17 protein-coding genes are annotated in these 15,971 nt (G+C 62.3%); 10 read left to right on the forward strand and 7 right to left on the reverse strand.

Going from position 1 to position 15,971, the window contains the following annotated elements:
* Positions 1-36 precede the first annotated feature (36 nt).
* A complete protein-coding gene (locus GTP27_RS14105) occupies positions 37-1,188 on the reverse strand; it encodes an ABC transporter ATP-binding protein (protein WP_161039813.1) in 1,152 nt (383 codons plus the stop codon).
* 319 nt (positions 1,189-1,507) lie between these two features.
* Between GTP27_RS14105 and GTP27_RS14110 the strand changes: the two genes are divergently transcribed.
* From GTP27_RS14110 to GTP27_RS14120, 3 genes are read left to right on the forward strand one after another with little or no spacing between them, the layout of a single operon-like run.
* Positions 1,508-2,416, forward strand: a complete 909-nt coding sequence (locus GTP27_RS14110) for a carbohydrate ABC transporter permease (protein ID WP_161039814.1) — start codon at positions 1,508-1,510, stop codon at positions 2,414-2,416.
* 27 nt (positions 2,417-2,443) lie between these two features.
* Entirely contained in the window at positions 2,444-3,361 is a 918-nt protein-coding gene (locus GTP27_RS14115) for a carbohydrate ABC transporter permease (RefSeq protein WP_161039815.1), read from the forward strand.
* On the forward strand, positions 3,361-4,728 hold the full coding sequence (locus GTP27_RS14120) for an ABC transporter substrate-binding protein (RefSeq protein WP_229633886.1): 1,368 nt from the start codon (positions 3,361-3,363) through the stop codon (positions 4,726-4,728). Before GTP27_RS14115 ends, GTP27_RS14120 begins: the two co-directional genes overlap by 1 nt.
* A 50-nt stretch (positions 4,729-4,778) precedes the next feature.
* Here GTP27_RS14120 and bfr read toward each other — a convergent pair whose 3' ends face one another.
* The 3 genes from bfr to GTP27_RS14135 all read right to left on the reverse strand — a co-directional run bounded on the left by bfr (position 4,779) and on the right by GTP27_RS14135 (position 6,303).
* Complete coding sequence (gene bfr, locus GTP27_RS14125) at positions 4,779-5,252, reverse strand: bacterioferritin (RefSeq protein ID WP_161039816.1); 474 nt, start codon at positions 5,250-5,252, stop codon at positions 4,779-4,781.
* A gap of 141 nt (positions 5,253-5,393) precedes the next feature.
* On the reverse strand, positions 5,394-6,074 hold the full coding sequence (locus GTP27_RS14130; protein WP_161039817.1) for an energy transducer TonB: 681 nt from the start codon (positions 6,072-6,074) through the stop codon (positions 5,394-5,396).
* A gap of 10 nt (positions 6,075-6,084) precedes the next feature.
* Positions 6,085-6,303: a (2Fe-2S)-binding protein gene (locus GTP27_RS14135; RefSeq protein ID WP_161039818.1), complete on the reverse strand. Its 219-nt coding sequence runs from the start codon at positions 6,301-6,303 to the stop codon at positions 6,085-6,087.
* Positions 6,304-6,578: 275 nt separating this feature from the next.
* Here GTP27_RS14135 and GTP27_RS14140 point away from each other — a divergent pair, with 275 nt between their 5' ends.
* Genes GTP27_RS14140 through GTP27_RS14150 form a run of 3 tightly spaced genes read left to right on the forward strand, consistent with a single transcriptional unit; the run spans position 6,579 to position 9,051 of the window.
* Positions 6,579-6,845 (forward strand): FeoA family protein, encoded by a 267-nt coding sequence (locus GTP27_RS14140; RefSeq protein ID WP_161039819.1) that lies wholly within the window; start codon positions 6,579-6,581, stop codon positions 6,843-6,845.
* Between the two features lie 3 nt (positions 6,846-6,848).
* Positions 6,849-8,750, forward strand: a complete 1,902-nt coding sequence (gene feoB / locus GTP27_RS14145; RefSeq protein WP_161039820.1) for a ferrous iron transporter B — start codon at positions 6,849-6,851, stop codon at positions 8,748-8,750.
* A gap of 1 nt (position 8,751) precedes the next feature.
* The gene (locus GTP27_RS14150; RefSeq protein ID WP_161039821.1) at positions 8,752-9,051 is read left to right on the forward strand and encodes a DUF6587 family protein; all 300 of its coding nucleotides are present in this window, start codon (positions 8,752-8,754) and stop codon (positions 9,049-9,051) included.
* Here the strand turns inward: GTP27_RS14150 and GTP27_RS14155 are convergent.
* Positions 9,029-10,678, reverse strand: coding sequence for an FMN-binding glutamate synthase family protein (locus GTP27_RS14155; protein WP_161039822.1), 1,650 nt, complete (start codon positions 10,676-10,678; stop codon positions 9,029-9,031). The two genes, GTP27_RS14150 and GTP27_RS14155, sit on opposite strands and share 23 nt — an antisense overlap.
* A 115-nt stretch (positions 10,679-10,793) precedes the next feature.
* On the opposite strand from GTP27_RS14155, the gene GTP27_RS14160 reads away from it, so the two are divergent.
* From GTP27_RS14160 to GTP27_RS14170, 3 genes are all read left to right on the forward strand, one after another.
* A complete protein-coding gene (locus tag GTP27_RS14160; RefSeq protein ID WP_161039823.1) occupies positions 10,794-11,465 on the forward strand; it encodes a glutathione S-transferase family protein in 672 nt (223 codons plus the stop codon).
* 79 nt (positions 11,466-11,544) lie between these two features.
* Positions 11,545-12,330 (forward strand): 5'-3' exonuclease, encoded by a 786-nt coding sequence (locus tag GTP27_RS14165; RefSeq protein WP_161039824.1) that lies wholly within the window; start codon positions 11,545-11,547, stop codon positions 12,328-12,330.
* A gap of 15 nt (positions 12,331-12,345) precedes the next feature.
* Positions 12,346-12,786, forward strand: coding sequence for a response regulator (locus GTP27_RS14170; protein WP_161039825.1), 441 nt, complete (start codon positions 12,346-12,348; stop codon positions 12,784-12,786).
* Positions 12,787-12,813: 27 nt separating this feature from the next.
* Here the strand turns inward: GTP27_RS14170 and mnmA are convergent, their stop codons facing one another.
* Both mnmA and GTP27_RS14180 read right to left on the reverse strand, forming a co-directional pair.
* Positions 12,814-13,920 (reverse strand): tRNA 2-thiouridine(34) synthase MnmA, encoded by a 1,107-nt coding sequence (gene mnmA, locus GTP27_RS14175; RefSeq protein ID WP_161039826.1) that lies wholly within the window; start codon positions 13,918-13,920, stop codon positions 12,814-12,816.
* Positions 13,921-14,040: 120 nt separating this feature from the next.
* The gene (locus tag GTP27_RS14180) at positions 14,041-14,538 is read right to left on the reverse strand and encodes an NUDIX hydrolase (protein WP_161039827.1); all 498 of its coding nucleotides are present in this window, start codon (positions 14,536-14,538) and stop codon (positions 14,041-14,043) included.
* Between the two features lie 315 nt (positions 14,539-14,853).
* Between GTP27_RS14180 and GTP27_RS14185 the strand changes: the two genes are divergently transcribed.
* The gene (locus tag GTP27_RS14185) at positions 14,854-15,966 is read left to right on the forward strand and encodes a Re/Si-specific NAD(P)(+) transhydrogenase subunit alpha (RefSeq protein WP_161039828.1); all 1,113 of its coding nucleotides are present in this window, start codon (positions 14,854-14,856) and stop codon (positions 15,964-15,966) included.
* The last annotated feature ends 5 nt before the right edge of the window (positions 15,967-15,971 follow it).

Below are 15,971 nucleotides of genomic sequence, written 5' to 3' on the forward strand. Positions count from 1 at the left end.
CTGTGGTGGCATAGCGCGTTAGTGGTTCGGGGTGGTTCAGGCCAGCAGCAAGGGTTCGTCGGTGACGTCCACTGTGCGGCGGGCGGCCCAGCCATCGGCATCGAACAGGTGCAAATGCTGCGGCGCCAGCTGCACCGGCACGCGCTGACCCGGCGGTGCGTAGGCGCGGCCGTCGGCCTTGATTACCATGGGCGGCACGCCGCTGCCTGCATGCAGGTAGAGATAGGTGGCGTCGCCGAGGCGTTCCTGCCACTGCACTTCGCGGCTCAGGTGCTGCAGGGCGGTGCCGGCATGGGCGTGCTCGGGCCGTATGCCCAGCGTCACGGCGCTGCCTGCGTGCAGATGGCGCGCATCGACATGGGCTTGTAGCACGGTGCCGCAGGCATCGAGCTTGACGCTGGCCTGCTGGCCATCGCTATGCAGCAGCTGGCCGGGCAGGAAGTTCATGGTGGGCGAGCCGATGAAGCCGGCCACGAACTGGCTGCGCGGGTGGTGGTAGAGCTCCAGCGGTGTGCCGCTCTGGGCAATGCTGCCATGGGCCGCGGTGGCGGCACCGGCATGCAGCAGCAGGATGCGGTCGGCCAGCGTCATGGCTTCCACCTGATCATGGGTGACATAAATGGCGCTGGCGCGGCCATAGTTGCGGTGCAGCCGGGCGATTTCGAAGCGGGTCTGGGCGCGCAGCGCGGCATCGAGGTTGGACAGCGGTTCGTCGAACAGGAATACGCCCGGTTCGCGCACGATGGCGCGGCCGATGGCCACGCGCTGGCGCTGGCCGCCGGACAGGGCTTTGGGTTTGCGTTCGAGCAGCGCTTCCAGCTGCAGCACGCGCGCTGCTTCCTGCACCTTGCTGGCAATGATCTCGGGCGCCACTTTGTTGAGTGTCAGGCCGAAGGCCAGATTCTGCCGCACCGTCATGTGAGGGAACAGGGCGTAGCTCTGGAACACCATGGCGACGCCGCGCTGGGCGGGCGGCGTGTGGGTCATGTCGCTGCCGCCGATTTCGAGCTTGCCCGAGCTGATGTCTTCCAGTCCGGCGATGGAGCGCAGCAGGGTGGATTTGCCGCAGCCGGAAGGACCGATGAAGACGCAGAACTCGCCATCGGCAATATTGAAGTTGACGTCCTTGATGACAGGGGCCGCGCCCCCATAGGCTTTGCAGATAGAGTGCAGGGCAACGCTGGCCATGGTGCTCGCTTCCAGAAAAAGTGCTGCAGGGTGGGCGTGAGTGCAAATATTAGCACTCTATTTCATCAAATTGCAATCGTTTGCATTTGATTTATTTTCAGTGTTTCCCTCATGCGACAGAGCATTTAACTTGTGCTGCAGTGCGAAAAATAAAATTTGCAAATATTTTCAAATACGAGATGCAAACGATTGCAATTGACCTTGTTCAGCGCTACCATGGCTGGCGAACTGTGCGCAACGACGCGCGACGCTAGCACTGGCTCCTCATCGCAGAGTGAGCCTTAGCTTGTTGTACCATGCAAAAAAACAGGAGACACGCATGTTCACCTCTTCCGGGGGCCGTCACTGCCTGAGCCCGACACGGCGCGCCGAAACGCTGGCCGGCTGGGCGCTGGTATTACCGGCCCTGATAGGTTTTACGCTGTTCTATGCGCTGCCCACGCTGCGTGCCCTGCAGATCAGTTTTACCGACTGGAACCTGCTGCGTCCGTCCAGCTACGTGGGGCTAGCTAACTATGCTGCCTTGCTACATGACGGCAAGTTCTGGAACGGCATGCGTCTGGCTGGCTATTATGTGCTGCTCAATATTCCACTGCAGACCGTGCTGGGACTGGGACTGGCCGTGGCCATGGAGCGCCTGAGCAAATCGCTGTTCGTCAAATCGGTGGTGCTGCTGCCCTATTTGCTGTCGAATGTGCTGGTGGCGATGGTGTGGTTGTGGATGCTCGATCCCGTCATGGGGCTGGTCAACAACGGCATGGCCGCGCTGGGTCTGGAGCGGCAGGCCTTTTTCGGCGATGCCGATACCGCCATGCTGACGGTGGCCGGTGTGAACGTGTGGCGCCACATGGGGCTGGTGGCCATGCTGTTTCTGGCCGGACTGCAGAATATTCCGCGTTATCTGTACGAAGCAGCGGCGCTGGAAGGGGCCAGCGAATGGCGCATGTTCCGTTCGATTACCCTGCCGCTGCTGCGGCCCGTGATGGTGTTCGTGCTGGTGACCAGCGTGACGGGCTCGTTCCAGATTTTCGATACCATCGCCGTGACCACCAATGGCGGCCCGCTGGATTCCACCCGCGTGATCGTGCACTACATCGTGCAGAACGCCTTCAGCTTCTACAAGATGGGCTATGCCTCCGCCATGTCGATGGTACTGGCCCTGTGCATGCTGGTGTACACGGTGATCCAGATGCGCATCCTGAATGCCAACGAGAGCGATCTGGCCTGAGCCAGCGCCACGATAAGGAAAGTAGCGATGAACTTCCCTCTGGTTTCTGCCCTGCTGGGGCCGCAGCAGCAACGCATGGGCGCGGGCCGCATGCTGGCATGGCTGGCGCTGGCTGCCATGCTGCTGGTGACTTTGCTGCCGCTGTGGTTTGTGCTCAAGACGGCGCTGCTGCCCCATGCCGACCTGTTCCAGCATTCGTCTGACCTGATGCTGCATCAGCCCACGCTGGCCAATTTCGCGCGCGTGCTGGGCCTCTTGAGTCCGGAAGAAAATCTGCGGCTGGGCGGTTCCGGCGCCGACATCAACTTTGCCCGCGCGCTAGGCAATTCCCTGCTGTTCACCAGCATCGTCGTGGTGCTGCAGATCAGCAGTTCGGCCATGGCCGCCTATGCGTTTGCACGTCTGCGCTTTCCCGGCCGGCAGTGGCTGTTTGCCCTGTTTATCGGCTCGATGATGGTGCCCGGCGTGGTCACGCTGATTCCGAATTTTGTGCTCATCAAGGAGCTGGGCTGGCTCAATAGCATGGCTGGCATGGTGGCGCCGTTCTGTCTGATGCAGGGCTTTTCCATGTTCTTTCTGCGCCAGTTTTTCCTGTCGATACCACGCGATCTGGAAGAGGCTGCCGTGCTTGACGGGGCCGGCCATATTTTCGTGTTCTGCCGCATAGTGTTGCCGCTGTCGGTAGCGCCGCTGGCCACGATTGCCATGCTCACCGGCATCAATACGTGGAATGAATTTTTCTGGCCCTATCTGGTGGCACGCGACGAAGCCATGCAGGTGCTGCCGGTGGCGCTGCAGACCTTCAAGGCCCAGTCGCCCCAGGGACAGCCGGACTGGACTGGCCTGATGGCGGCCGCTTCGATCGCCGTGCTGCCTACCCTCGTGCTGCTGGCAGCGTTTGGCCGGCGGGTGGTGGAATCGGTACAGTTTAGTGGAGGTAAATAATGGCGATGCGCGTGCAAACCGGGGTATTCCAGCGCTATGGCCGCAAGCTGTGCCGGCTGGCCATGGCGGCGGCCGTTGCCGCTATAGCAGGCGTGATGTCCGCTGCCAGCGCCGTCGAAGTCAAATACATGTTGTGGGATTCGATGCAGGCCCCTGCCTACCGCCAGTGCGCGGCCGACTTCAGCCGCAAGCATCCGGGCATCACCATCAAGCTCATGCAGTATGGCTGGGATGACTACTGGACGGCCGTGTCCATGGGTTTTATTTCCGACACGGCCCCCGACGTGTTCACCAATCATCTGTCGAAGTCGTCCGAGTTCGTCAAGAACGGGCTGCTGCTGGATCTGACGCCGTATATCCGGCGCGATCAGGTGGACATGGGCCAGTTTGCACCGGCGCTAGTGCAGATCTGGGGCCGCGGCGGCAAGCAGTACGGCATGCCCAAGGATTTCGACACCATAGGCCTGATCGTCAATCTGGCGCGCGCCCGCGCGGCCGGCGTCACGCTGGCTGAATTGCAGAACATGGACTGGAACCCTGTCGATGGCGGCAGCTTTGAACGGATAGTGCGGCGCCTGACGCTGGACCGGCAGGGCCGCAATGCCAGCAGCCCCGCTTTCGATGCGCGCAATGTGGCCGTGTATGGCTACCAGAATCCCGGTAGCGGCGGCATGATGGGCCAGACCGAGTGGAGCCATTTCGCCGTCAGTACTGGCTTCCGCTATCAGGATCAGCCGTGGTCGCAGCCGTTCTACTACGACGACCCCAAGTTGGCGCAGACGCTGGACTGGCTGGCCGGCCTGTCGGCAAAAGGCTTGTCGGCACCCTACCAGTTCACCCGCAGCATGGGTTCCGACGCCATGTTCGTGGCCGGTAAAGCGGCCATGATTCCGCAGGGCTCGTGGATGATTACCTATTTTGCCGCCAATGCGAAATTCGAGAATGCCTGGGTGCCTTTGCCGCGCGGACCGCAGGGCCAGCGTGCCACCATGCTCAATGGTCTGGCCGATTCGATCTGGAGCGGCTCCAGAGTGAAAGAGCAGGCCTGGCAGTGGGTGAAATATCTGGGCTCGCGCGATTGCCAGCAAGTGGTGGCGTCCTACGGTGTAACGCTGCCCGCCATACAGGGCATGCCGGAACTGGCGGTGGCCGCGATACGCAGCAAGACAGGTGCGGATGCAGGGGCTTTCCTGCAGATGGCGCGCGAGCATACTTTTCTGGCGCCCATCACCGATAACGCGGCGCAGATCGATGATGTGATGAAGGGGGCGATGGAGGCTGTGCTGCTGGGACGCCAGCGTGCCGCTCCGGCACTGAAAGCCGCCAACGAGCAGGTTAACCAGCTACTGGCGCCGCCGCGCCGCTAGCACCGGCAGCGCAAACAACAAGGCCAGCTGCGAAGCTGGCCTTGTTGGTTTTACTCGTCGTGCATCTGGCTTTGCAGATAGTTCTGGATGCCGACTTTCTGGATCAGATCGAGCTGGGTTTCCAGCCAGTCGATATGTTCTTCCGTATCGTCGAGTATCTCCAGCAGCAGGTCGCGCGACACATAATCGGCGGCCTGTTCGGCGGCGGCGATGCCGGCTTTGACGGTGATCTGCGCGCCCTGTTCCAGCGCCAGATCGGCGCCCAGCATTTCTTCCGTATTCTCGCCGATCATGATCTTGTGCATGGCTTGCAGATTCGGCAGGCCGTCCAGCATCAGGATACGGTCGATCAGCTTGTCGGCGTGCTTCATCTCGCCGATGGACTCGTCGTATTCCTTCTTGGCGATGCGGCTCAGACCCCAGTGGCGGTACATGCGTGCATGCAGGAAATACTGGTTAATGGCGGTCAATTCGTTGGTCAGCTGCGCATTGAGCTGCTTGATTACTTCCGGATCACCTTTCATGGCGTTCTCTCTTATCGTGGTGGAGGAATACGCCTATTTTGCCACGTTGCAGGCAAGTTGGGGCCAGCCTTTAGCCAGCCTTAAGGAAGCTGTAACAAAGCCGCAAAAGTGATTTCGATCAAGTGGCTGGCCGCGCCCGGATCAGCCCAGCTGGAAATTGATAGGGACGAGGGCGTAGACAGCGATGGCTTTGCCGTCTTCGACATAGGGTTTGTAGAGGGCGCGCATGACGGCCTGACGGCCTGCTTCGTCCAGATTGGCATAGCCGGAGGATTTCTGCACCACCACCTGTTCGGCCTGGCCTTTTTCGCCGATCAGCACACGCAGCATCACCACGCCCGTTTCGCCCAGGCGGCGCGAGCTATGCGGGTAGATGGCTTGCGGCGCGCGCAGGTATTCCACGCTGGAGACGGTTTTCGGCGCTGCTACCGGCGTACTCGCTACGGCGGCCACGGCCACACTGGCGCTGCTGGCCGGCGCTTCGGCGCTGCGGGCAGGTGTGGGCGCTACGCTGATGGTGGGCTCGCTGGCGGCGATTGCCACTGGTGGCAGCGGCGGCACGGTGACCTGTGCCACCGGCACCGGCGTGCTAGGCGGCACGGGCGGCGCAGCCGGTTTGACCGGCTCGGCAGCGGCAACGAAATTGATCGTGACGACATTCGGCAGCACGGCATGGGCAACCTGACGCAGCATGCCGGTATGGAATAGGTAGAACATCAGCGCATGGCCGGCCACGATGGCGGCCATGGGCGCCAGCTTGCGCCAGCGAGCCTGATCGTCGCTGGCGGACTGGCCGTAGTGATCGAAACTGAGGGTCTGCATGGCGCCCTCCTTAATTGCTGCTGACGGCCTGGCGTTGCAGCACCGTCTCTTGCAGCGGGCTGCTCTGTGCCAGCGTCTTGTTCAGCAACTCGCTCGCGTAATCAAAGCACTGGCCGCAGCAGGTGGCCACGCCCAGATCGCGCTGCAGCGCTGCGATGGAGTCGGAGCCCAGCTCGATGGCCATGCGGATTTCGCGGTCGGAGATGTTGTTGCAGACACAGACGATCATGGTATTACCTTCAGTCCTGAGTTCGATTGAGACAGTGCGGCAGACGCGATGCCTGTCTGGCACTATTGCATTTCGTTCACTTAATGCGAATCATTATCATTTCCGGTAGTTTGCCTCAGTTTTCTGCGGCATGCAAGCGCAAATAGAAGTAATTCGCATTACCGTTTATAATAGTCCCATGTATTTCCGCCTGGAATAAGCTCTTAACGGGGACAGGGCCAGAGCCGGAAAACCGCTGCGGCACCTGCCCGGCGGCGTTTTGAACGGATTTCGCTATGACGCATGCTGTTCCTCTGATTACTCTCGATACGCTGGCGGTGGGCGCCAAGGCCACCGTGGTCCACATTGCGCCCGGCAATCCGCAGGATGATGGCGCCACGCTGGCGCGCCGGCTGATGGAGCTGGGCTTTGTGCCGGGTGAACAGATCCGCATGCTCAAGCGCGGTATGCCCGGTGGTGAGCCGCTGGCGATCAAGGTGGGCAATGCCACCTTCGCACTGCGCCGCTTCGAAGCGGCACTGGTATCAATTCAACCGGAATAAGTTATGGCTGTCGTCGAAACCCGGGCGGCGGCTTCCGCCGCTGCCACCGCTGCGCCCATGGTGGCCTTGCTGGGCAATCCCAATTGCGGCAAGACCGCGCTGTTCAACCGCCTGACGGGCGCGCGCCAGAAAGTGGCCAACTACGCCGGTGTGACTATCGAGCGTAAAGAGGGCAGTTTCACTTCGCCCGATGGCCGCGCCTATCGCATACTGGATCTGCCCGGTGCTTACAGCCTGTCGGCGCATACGCCTGACGAAGCCATCACGCGCGACGTGGTGGCCGGCAAGCGCAACGGCGAGGCCGTGCCGGACGTGCTGGTGTGCGTGGTGAATGCCACCAATCTGCGCCTGAACCTGCGGCTGGTGCTGGAGATTAAGCGTCTGGGCCTGCCCATGATACTCGCGCTGAATATGGTCGATGTGGCGCGCAAGCGCGGCATCGTGATCGACGAAGCGCGGCTGGCACAGGAACTGGGCATGCCGGTGGTGGCCACGGTGGCCGTGCAGGCCGGTGGCGAACGCGCGCTGGTAAAGGCGCTCGATGCGATGGCGCTGACGGAAAAAGTCACGCCCCAGCCGCTCACTGCCATCGATACCGTGAGCGTGGAAGACACCCAGCGCGAAGTGCGCCGCATACTGGCGCTGGTGTGCCACGAGAAGGATGACCGCGGCAACCTGAGCGAGAAGATCGACCACATCGTGCTGCATCCGGTGCTGGGCCCTATCATACTGGCGGTGCTGATGTTCTGCGTGTTCCAGGCCGTGTTCAGCTGGGCCACCGTGCCGATGGACCTGATCAAGGATGGCGTGGATGCGGTAGGCAGCATGGTCAAGGGCGCCATGGCCGATGGCCTGCTGCGCAGCCTGCTGGTGGAAGGCATACTGGGTGGCGCCGGCAGCGTGCTGGTGTTCCTGCCGCAGATTCTGATTCTGTTCTTCTTCATACTGGTGCTGGAAGACTGCGGCTATCTGCCGCGTGCTGCCTTCCTGCTCGACCGCCTGATGGGCGGCGTGGGCCTGTCGGGCCGCGCCTTCATTCCGCTGCTGTCGAGCTTTGCCTGCGCCATTCCCGGCATTATGGCCGCGCGCACCATCCAGAATCCGCGCGACCGTCTGGTGACCATCATGATCGCGCCGCTGATGACCTGCTCGGCGCGGCTGCCCGTGTATGCGCTGATCATCGCCGCCTTCATTCCCGAGCGCGAAGTGGCCGGCTTTATCAGCCTGCAGGGGCTGGTGCTGTTCGGCCTGTACGTGACGGGCATAGTCTCGGCCATGCTGGTGGCTTATTTGATGAAGCGCAGCATGGGCGCCAACCGCCAGCAGCCGCTGATGCTGGAACTGCCGTCCTACCACTGGCCGCATCTGCAGAATCTGGCACTGGGCCTGTGGGAGCGCTGCAAGATCTTTATTTCGCGCGTGGGTACCATCATCCTGACCCTGATGGTGCTGCTGTGGTTCCTCAGTTCCTTCCCCGGCGCACCGGAAGGCGCGACCCATCCGCCTATCTATTACAGTCTGGCCGGCATACTGGGACGCGGTCTGGAATACATCTTCGCGCCTATCGGCTTCAACTGGCAGATCTGCATTGCGCTGGTGCCGGGACTGGCCGCGCGTGAAGTGGCGGTGGGCGCACTGGGCACCGTGTACGCGCTGTCGCAGAGCGGCGATGAACTGGCCCAGTCGCTCACCCCTATCATTGCCGGTTCGTGGACGCTGCCGACGGCGCTGTCGCTGCTGGCGTGGTATGTGTTTGCACCGCAGTGCATGTCCACCCTGTCGGTGGTGCGGCGCGAGACGAACAGCCTGCGCTATCCGCTGCTGATGGCGGGCTATATGTTTGCACTGGCCTACAGTGCGTCCTTCCTGACCTATCGCGTGGCGCTGCTGCTGGCCGGAGGCTGAGATGCTACAGAATCTGATTGTTGTCCTGATCGTGGTGCTGGCGCTGCTGCATTTCTGCCGGCGCTACCTGCCGGCAGCGCTGCGCCGCCGCTGGGCCGATGCGCTGGTCCGGCGTGGCGTGGATGGTCGTTTGCTGGCACGCCTGTTCGGCCTGCGTGAAGGTTGCGGCGATGGCTGCAGTAGCTGCGGCGGTTGCGATAGCGGGCCGCAGGGTAAAGACGGCGGCTCCGCCGGATCGGGTAGTAGCGGCGCAGCGGGCAAGCCGGCTGCCCGCGTCATCATGCTGCATGTGCAGCGCTGAGCGGCTGGAAGGATTCCGCCTGCGCCATCGGCCAGTACAGGCCGAACACTGGCGGCAAGCGGTGTAGCTGTGCGGGGTCGAGCAATTCCCCCTCATCCAGATAGGGCAGCAGAGCCGAGGCCAGTTTGACCTGATTCGGCGAGATGCGCCGCACCAGATGGTGGGGCCGCAATTGCGAGGGATGGGTGAGACCGGCAGCAGCAATCAGCTGCGCCAGCGCTTTCAGGGTATTCTCGTGATAATTGGCCACCCGGCGCATTTTGTCGGGCACCACCAGCGCCTGCTGGCGCTGGGCATCCTGCGTGGCCACGCCAGTCGGGCAGCGGTCGGTATGGCAGCTTTGCGACTGGATGCAGCCGAGCGCGAACATGAAGCCGCGCGCCGCATTGCACCAGTCGGCGCCCAGAGCCAGCATGCGGGCGATATCGAAAGCGCTGATGACTTTACCCGAGACGCCGATGCGGATACGTTCGCGCAAGCCTGCTCCCACCAGCGTGTTATGCACCAGCAGCAGCGCTTCCTGCAAAGGCGTGCCGACGTGGTCGCAGAATTCCACCGGCGCTGCACCGGTGCCGCCTTCGCCGCCATCGACCACGATGAAATCCGGCGTAATGCCGCTGGCCAGCATGGCTTTGACGATGGCGAAAAATTCCCATGGATGGCCGATGGCCAGTTTGACGCCGGTAGGCTTGCCGCCGGACAGAGTGCGCAGGCGCTCGATAAAGGCGAGCATTTCGAGCGGCGTATCAAATGCACTGTGGCGCGCGGGCGAGACGCAGTCTTCACCTAATGGCACGCCGCGGGTGGCGGCAATTTCTGGGCTGACTTTGGCCGCCGGTAGTACGCCGCCGTGGCCCGGCTTGGCGCCCTGCGACAGTTTAAGTTCTATCATCTTCACTTGCGGCGTCGTGGCGTTGGCGATGAAGTGGCTTTCCGAGAAGTGCCCATCTTCGCCGCGGCAGCCGAAGTAGCCGGAGCCGATCTCCCACACCAGATCGCCGCCGTGCTGGCGGTGGTAGGGGCTGATGCTGCCTTCGCCCGTGTCGTGCATGAAGCCGCCCGCTTTGGCGCCGCCGTTCAGCGCCAGTATCGCATTGGCCGACAGGGCGCCAAAGCTCATGGCCGAGATATTGAACACGCTGGCCGAGTAGGGCTGGGCGCGCCGGCAGGCCGGATGCGCGCCGATCTCGATGCGGAAATCGTGGTGCTGTTCCGCTGCGGGGCTGATGGAGTGGTTGATCCATTCGTAGCCGCCGGCATACACGTCAAGCTGGGTGCCGAACGGACGCTTGTCGGTTTCCATCTTGGCGCGCTGGTAGACGATGCTGCGCTGGTTGCGCGAGAACGGCTCGGCCACCGTGTCGTCCTCCAGAAAATACTGGCGGATTTCAGGCCGTATGGATTCGAAGAAGAAGCGCAGGTGTGCCAGTAGCGGGTAATTGCGGCGCAGCGCGCGGCGGCTTTGCAGCAGATCGGACAGGCCGACGCCCGATAGCATTAGCAGCGCAAGCGTCAGCCACCATGGAGCCGCGAACCAGAGCGCCAGCGGCAGCGCCAGCAAGACGGCGTGCAGAGCCAGATAGCGCGGCGAAAGCAAACGGCTAAAGAATAGCGAGACTGGCTTCATGGGCACTCCGGTAGGCGGCAATGAGCCCAGTGTACTGTGCTGCACGGGCTCTGGCTAGCCATGGTAAGCTGCCACGGTTGCGGCGCACGGCCGTGCTTTTTCTGGATTGCTGACTATGATCGTCGTACACCATCTGAATAACTCCCGTTCGCAGCGGGTGCTGTGGCTGCTGGAAGAACTGGGCCTGCCATACGAAATCGTGCGCTATCAGCGCGACCCTAAAACCATGCTGGCGCCGCCCGAACTGCGCGCCATTCACCCGCTGGGCAAATCGCCGGTGATTAGCGATGGCGGGGTGGTGGTGGCCGAATCGGGCGCGATTGTCGAATACTTGCTAGAGACTTACGGGCAGGGCCGGCTGCAGCCTGCGGCCGGTACGCCGGAGCAGCGCCGCTGGACCTATTTCCTGCACTACGCCGAAGGCTCGGCCATGACGCCGCTGCTGATGAAACTGGTGTTCGACCGGGTCGAGAGCAGCCCCGCGCCGTTCTTTGTCAGGCCTATTGCCAAGGCGATCGCGCGCAAGGTACTGGGCAGCTATGTGCTGCCGCAGATCGCCAGCCATCTCGATTATCTGGAAGCGGAGCTGGCGCAGCGGCCATGGTTTGCCGGCACCGAATTCAGCGCCGCCGATATCCAGATGAGTTTTCCGCTGGAGGCCGCCGCAGCGCGCGCTGGCCTGAACGCCAGCAGGCCGCACCTGATGGACTTCCTGCAGCGCATCCATAGCCGTCCCGCCTTCCAGCGGGCGCTCGCCCAAGGCGGCCCGTATGACCTGCTCAAGTGAATCTGAACGGCGGCGCTTTGGGCGCCGCTGGCGCTACGTTACAATGGCGCCGTGATAGTCGCTGATTTTCCCCGCTGCCATGGCTAGACTGCTAGCCATCGATGGCCTCAACATCGTACGCCGCATGTACGAGGCCAGTCCCGAACCCGATAGTGCCGAGAAGGCGCTGACGGCGCTGCGCTATGCCCAGTCGTCGCTGCACAAGCTGCTGCGCCAGCATGCACCTACTCACGTGCTGCTGGCCTTCGACGCCGGCGGCAGCACCTGGCGCCATGCCTTGTATGCCGGCTACCGTGCCGGCCGTGCGCCCATGCCTGATGTGCTGAAGACGGCGCTGGCGCCATGGCAGGCGCAGTTGCAGGCGCAAGGCTGGCCGCTGCTGGCGATCGAAGGGGTGGAAGCGGACGATGTATTGGCCACGGCCGTGCAGCGCTGGCTGGCCGAAGGTCGCGGCGAGGCTTATGTGGCCAGCACCGATAAGGACCTGCATAGCCTGATCGCGCAGGGGGCCCTGCTGTGGGACCCGTTCAAGGGGGTGTGGCATGACGCCGCATGGGTGGAAGCCAAATGGGGTGTGGTGCCGGCGCAACTGGCCGACCTGCTGGCCCTGATGGGCGATCCGGCCGACTCGATACCGGGCGTGTCCGGCGTGGGCGTGAAGACGGCAGCCCGGCTATTGCGCACCTACGGTTCGCTGGAAGGCATACTGGCTGGCGCCGGCATTCTGCAGGACAGGCTGGGCGTAACGCTACGAAAAGAGAAGGAAATGCTGTATCTTTCCAGACAATTGGTGGAATTGAAAACCGACGTGCGGCTGGGCGTGAGCTGGAATATGCTGGCGTGGTCCGGCCCGGGCGGGGCTTAGAACAGGGTAGGCAAGATGTTAAAAGCAGTGATTATCGATACCAGTGCCGTAGCGCGCGGCTTGCTCAATACCGTGCTGGTGGAGGGCGGTTACGATGTGGTGGGGCAGGCGCACACCTGCGCCAACGGGCTGGCGCTGCTGATCAAGCACCAGCCGCAGCTGATCTGCATCTCGCGCGAACAGATAGAAAGCGGCGATGATATCGTGCGCGAAATCAAAACCAACTGGCCCAAGACGCTGATCTTCATGGTGTCGAGCGAGTTCGATGCGGCCACCATACAGGCGGCCCACGCGATGGGCGTGCACGGCTTCATCGTCAAACCGTTCAAGGCTGATACGGTGCTCAACACCATCCGCAACACCGTCATTACTATGGTCAAACGCCAGCGTGCTGCCATGGCGCGCGAAGCGGCGGCAGCCGAAGGCGACGGCAAGCCTGCCGACGGCGCCAGCTAATTCTCCGCTCAGGCCCGTGCGGCGCGTCTAGCCAGCCAGCGTGGAGCCGGCAATCAGGCCGCCGCCGAGGCAGACTTCCCCATCGTAGATCACCGCCGACTGGCCCGGCGTCACCGCCCATTGCGGTTCCATGAAGCGCAGCGCGAAATCGCTCTCGCCCTGCGGCGTGAGTTCGCAGGCCACATCGGCCTGACGGTAGCGGGTTTTGGCGGCTAACTGGCGCAGATCCGGCGCATGGCCGGCAATCCAGCTGGCCGTATCGGCCGTCAGGCTGGCCGATTGCAGCCACGGATGGTCGTGGCCCTGCACGATGTACAGCGTGTTGCTGGCCACGTCCTTGCGCGCCACATACCAAGCGTCGCTGCTGCCATCTTCCTTCTTGTAGGCCTTCAGTCCGCCGACGCCTATGCCTTTGCGCTGGCCCAGCGTGTAGAAGCTCAGGCCGACGTGCTCGCCCACCACGCGGCCATCGTCGGTCTTCATCGGGCCGGGACGGTAGGACAGGTAGCGGTTGAGGAATTCGCGGAACGGACGCTCGCCGATAAAGCAGATGCCGGTGGAATCCTTCTTGGTGGCGTTGGGCAGGCCCAGCTTGGCCGCGATCTGGCGCACTTCCGTCTTCGGAATTTCACCGAGCGGGAACAGGGTCTTGGACAGCTGCGCCTGATTCAGCCGGTGCAGGAAGTAGCTCTGGTCCTTGGTGTGATCGACCGCCTTGAGCAGCTCGAACTGGCCGGCGCGCTCGCGTACGCGGGCGTAGTGGCCGGTGGCGATCAGATCGGCGCCCAGTGTCATGGCGTGGTCGAGGAAGGCCTTGAACTTGATTTCGGCGTTGCACAGCACGTCGGGATTGGGCGTGCGGCCAGCCTGATACTCGCGCAGGAAGTCGGCGAACACGCGGTCCTTGTACTCGCTGGCGAAGTTGACGGCTTCGATATCCACGCCCACTACGTCGGCCACGCTGGCGGCATCGATCCAGTCCTGCCGGGTGGAGCAGTATTCGCTGTCGTCGTCATCCTCCCAGTTTTTCATGAACAGGCCGACCACTTCGTAGCCCTGTTCCTTGAGCAGCCACGCCGAGACCGAGGAATCGACCCCGCCAGACATACCGATCACGACTTTTTTCTTGCTCATATTATTTCCTGAAAACTGTTTATATCATTTATCTGCAGGGTTTTGCAGTCTTGCTGAATCAGCGCCAGCGCCAGCGGCAGCGGTCTTGCCGCTGCCGTGCTGCCTATCTGCGCGCTGCTGTCAGCCGTGGCTGCTGTCCGGCGCCGACAGGAAGACCGAAGCGTGGGTCTGCAGCAGCTCCAGCGGCGCGCGGCGGCCAGCCAGATATTCGTCCACGCACTGCAGCACGGTAGGGCTGCGGTGACGGTCGGCGCAGGCGGCCAGTTCGTCGCGCGTCAGCCACATGGTGCGCAGGATGCCATCGTCGAGCGGGCGGTCATGCTGCTGGCCCGGCACGCCGCAGAAGGTAAAGCGCAGATAGGTGACTTCTTCGCCCGTGCGGTTGGAGGTGTAGCGCGACATATACATGCCCACCAGCGCAGTGGGCGTGAAATCGTGTGCGGTTTCTTCCAGCGTTTCGCGGATTACTGCCTGTTCCAGCGATTCATGCGGGTCCAGATGGCCGGCTGGCTGGTTAATGCGGATGCCATCGCTAGTCTGTTCTTCGATAACGAGAAATTTGCCATCCTTTTCGACGATGGCGGCAACAGTGACAGAGGGTTTCCAGATACGTGGCATAGGCGATCCTTGAAAGAGCCGATATTTTAGCCTGTTCCGGCCGTTTAGGCGCTGCTCTGGCTGCGTGTCATAGAAGCGACATTGAAATAGCGCAAACTTTAGCGCAAAGAGTACTCTGGAGCAGGCTTCTTTGCGCTAGATTAAGTGTTTTAACAGCAATAGATGACATTTTGTAATAAATGTAGTGATAAATGCGGCATTTATTGATAAATACGTATTAAGTATGATGGGGCCATCGAGGGGGGAACTCTGCCGCGTGCAGCCCCGGCAATCCGTGTTAGATTCTAGTCAGTTTATTAATCTTTGGGAGGCAGCATGAGAATAGGCATACCGGCCGAGACGCGGCCGGGCGAAACCCGGGTTGCGGCGACGCCCGAAACCGTCAAGAAGCTGGCGGCCAAGCACAGTGTGATCGTGCAGGCTGGCGCTGGTCTGGCCGCATCGGTGACCGACGAGGCATATGTGGCAGCAGGTGCGCAGATAGGCACGGCGGCAGACGCCTACGCTGCGGAGGTGGTGCTGAAGGTGCGCGCACCGGATGCAGCGGAGCGCGGCCTGATGAAGGGCGGCACGGTGCTGATCGGCATGCTCAATCCTTTCGATGCGGAGAACAATGCCGCGATGGCGGCCGCCGGCCTGCAGGCATTTGCGCTGGAAGCCGTGCCCCGCATCACCCGCGCGCAGTCGATGGACGTGTTGTCCTCGCAGGCCAATATCGCCGGCTACAAGGCGGTGATGGTAGCGGCCAATACCTACCAGCGCTTCATGCCCATGCTGATGACGGCAGCCGGTACCGTGAAAGCGGCCCGCGTGCTGATCATGGGCGTGGGCGTGGCCGGTCTGCAGGCGATCGCTACGGCCAAGCGTCTGGGCGCCGTGATCGAAGCATCCGACGTGCGTCCGCCAGTCAAAGAGCAGGTGGAATCGCTGGGCGCCAAATTCATCGACGTGCCTTTCCTCACCGACGAAGAGAAAGAAATCGCGCAGGGTGTGGGCGGCTATGCCCGTCCCATGCCGGCCGACTGGCTGGCGCGTCAGGCGGCGCTGGTGCACGAACGCGCCAAGCTGGCCGACATCATCATCACCACCGCGCTGATCCCGGGCCGCAAGGCGCCGGTGCTGATTTCCGAAGATACGGTGAAAGCTATGAAGCCGGGCTCGGTGATCGTCGATCTGGCGGTGGCGCAGGGCGGTAACTGCCCGCTGTCCGTGCTGAACGAAACGGTGGTGCGCCACGGCGTGCACATTGTCGGCCAGCCCGATCTGGCCACGCTGGTGGCGGCGGATGCGTCGGCCCTGTATGCGCGCAATGTGCTCGACTTCCTCAAGCTGATCATCAATAAGGAAGACCAGCTGGTGATCGACCGCGAAGACGAAATCCTCAAGGCCACGCTGCTGTGCAGCGGCGGCGAACTGCTGAGAAAATAAAAGGA

The sequence above is a fragment of the Duganella qianjiadongensis genome (assembly GCF_009857915.1).
Taxonomy (GTDB): domain Bacteria; phylum Pseudomonadota; class Gammaproteobacteria; order Burkholderiales; family Burkholderiaceae_D; genus Rugamonas; species Rugamonas qianjiadongensis.

Bases quoted from the DNA above. Each gene is read 5' to 3' on its own strand.
- GTP27_RS14170 (WP_161039825.1), top strand. From the start codon at position 12,346: ATGTTAAAAGCAGTGATTATCGATACCAGTGCCGTAGCGCGCGGCTTG.
- mnmA (WP_161039826.1), bottom strand. From the start codon at position 13,920: ATGAGCAAGAAAAAAGTCGTGATCGGTATGTCTGGCGGGGTCGATTCC.
- GTP27_RS14135 (WP_161039818.1), bottom strand. From the start codon at position 6,303: ATGATCGTCTGTGTCTGCAACAACATCTCCGACCGCGAAATCCGCATG.
- GTP27_RS14140 (WP_161039819.1), top strand. From the start codon at position 6,579: ATGACGCATGCTGTTCCTCTGATTACTCTCGATACGCTGGCGGTGGGC.
- GTP27_RS14150 (WP_161039821.1), top strand. From the start codon at position 8,752: ATGCTACAGAATCTGATTGTTGTCCTGATCGTGGTGCTGGCGCTGCTG.
- GTP27_RS14165 (WP_161039824.1), top strand. From the start codon at position 11,545: ATGGCTAGACTGCTAGCCATCGATGGCCTCAACATCGTACGCCGCATG.
- bfr (WP_161039816.1), bottom strand. From the start codon at position 5,252: ATGAAAGGTGATCCGGAAGTAATCAAGCAGCTCAATGCGCAGCTGACC.
- GTP27_RS14155 (WP_161039822.1), bottom strand. From the start codon at position 10,678: ATGAAGCCAGTCTCGCTATTCTTTAGCCGTTTGCTTTCGCCGCGCTAT.
- GTP27_RS14105 (WP_161039813.1), bottom strand. From the start codon at position 1,188: ATGGCCAGCGTTGCCCTGCACTCTATCTGCAAAGCCTATGGGGGCGCG.
- GTP27_RS14110 (WP_161039814.1), top strand. From the start codon at position 1,508: ATGTTCACCTCTTCCGGGGGCCGTCACTGCCTGAGCCCGACACGGCGC.
- GTP27_RS14115 (WP_161039815.1), top strand. From the start codon at position 2,444: ATGAACTTCCCTCTGGTTTCTGCCCTGCTGGGGCCGCAGCAGCAACGC.
- feoB (WP_161039820.1), top strand. From the start codon at position 6,849: ATGGCTGTCGTCGAAACCCGGGCGGCGGCTTCCGCCGCTGCCACCGCT.
- GTP27_RS14120 (WP_229633886.1), top strand. From the start codon at position 3,361: ATGGCGATGCGCGTGCAAACCGGGGTATTCCAGCGCTATGGCCGCAAG.
- GTP27_RS14130 (WP_161039817.1), bottom strand. From the start codon at position 6,074: ATGCAGACCCTCAGTTTCGATCACTACGGCCAGTCCGCCAGCGACGAT.
- GTP27_RS14180 (WP_161039827.1), bottom strand. From the start codon at position 14,538: ATGCCACGTATCTGGAAACCCTCTGTCACTGTTGCCGCCATCGTCGAA.
- GTP27_RS14185 (WP_161039828.1), top strand. From the start codon at position 14,854: ATGAGAATAGGCATACCGGCCGAGACGCGGCCGGGCGAAACCCGGGTT.
- GTP27_RS14160 (WP_161039823.1), top strand. From the start codon at position 10,794: ATGATCGTCGTACACCATCTGAATAACTCCCGTTCGCAGCGGGTGCTG.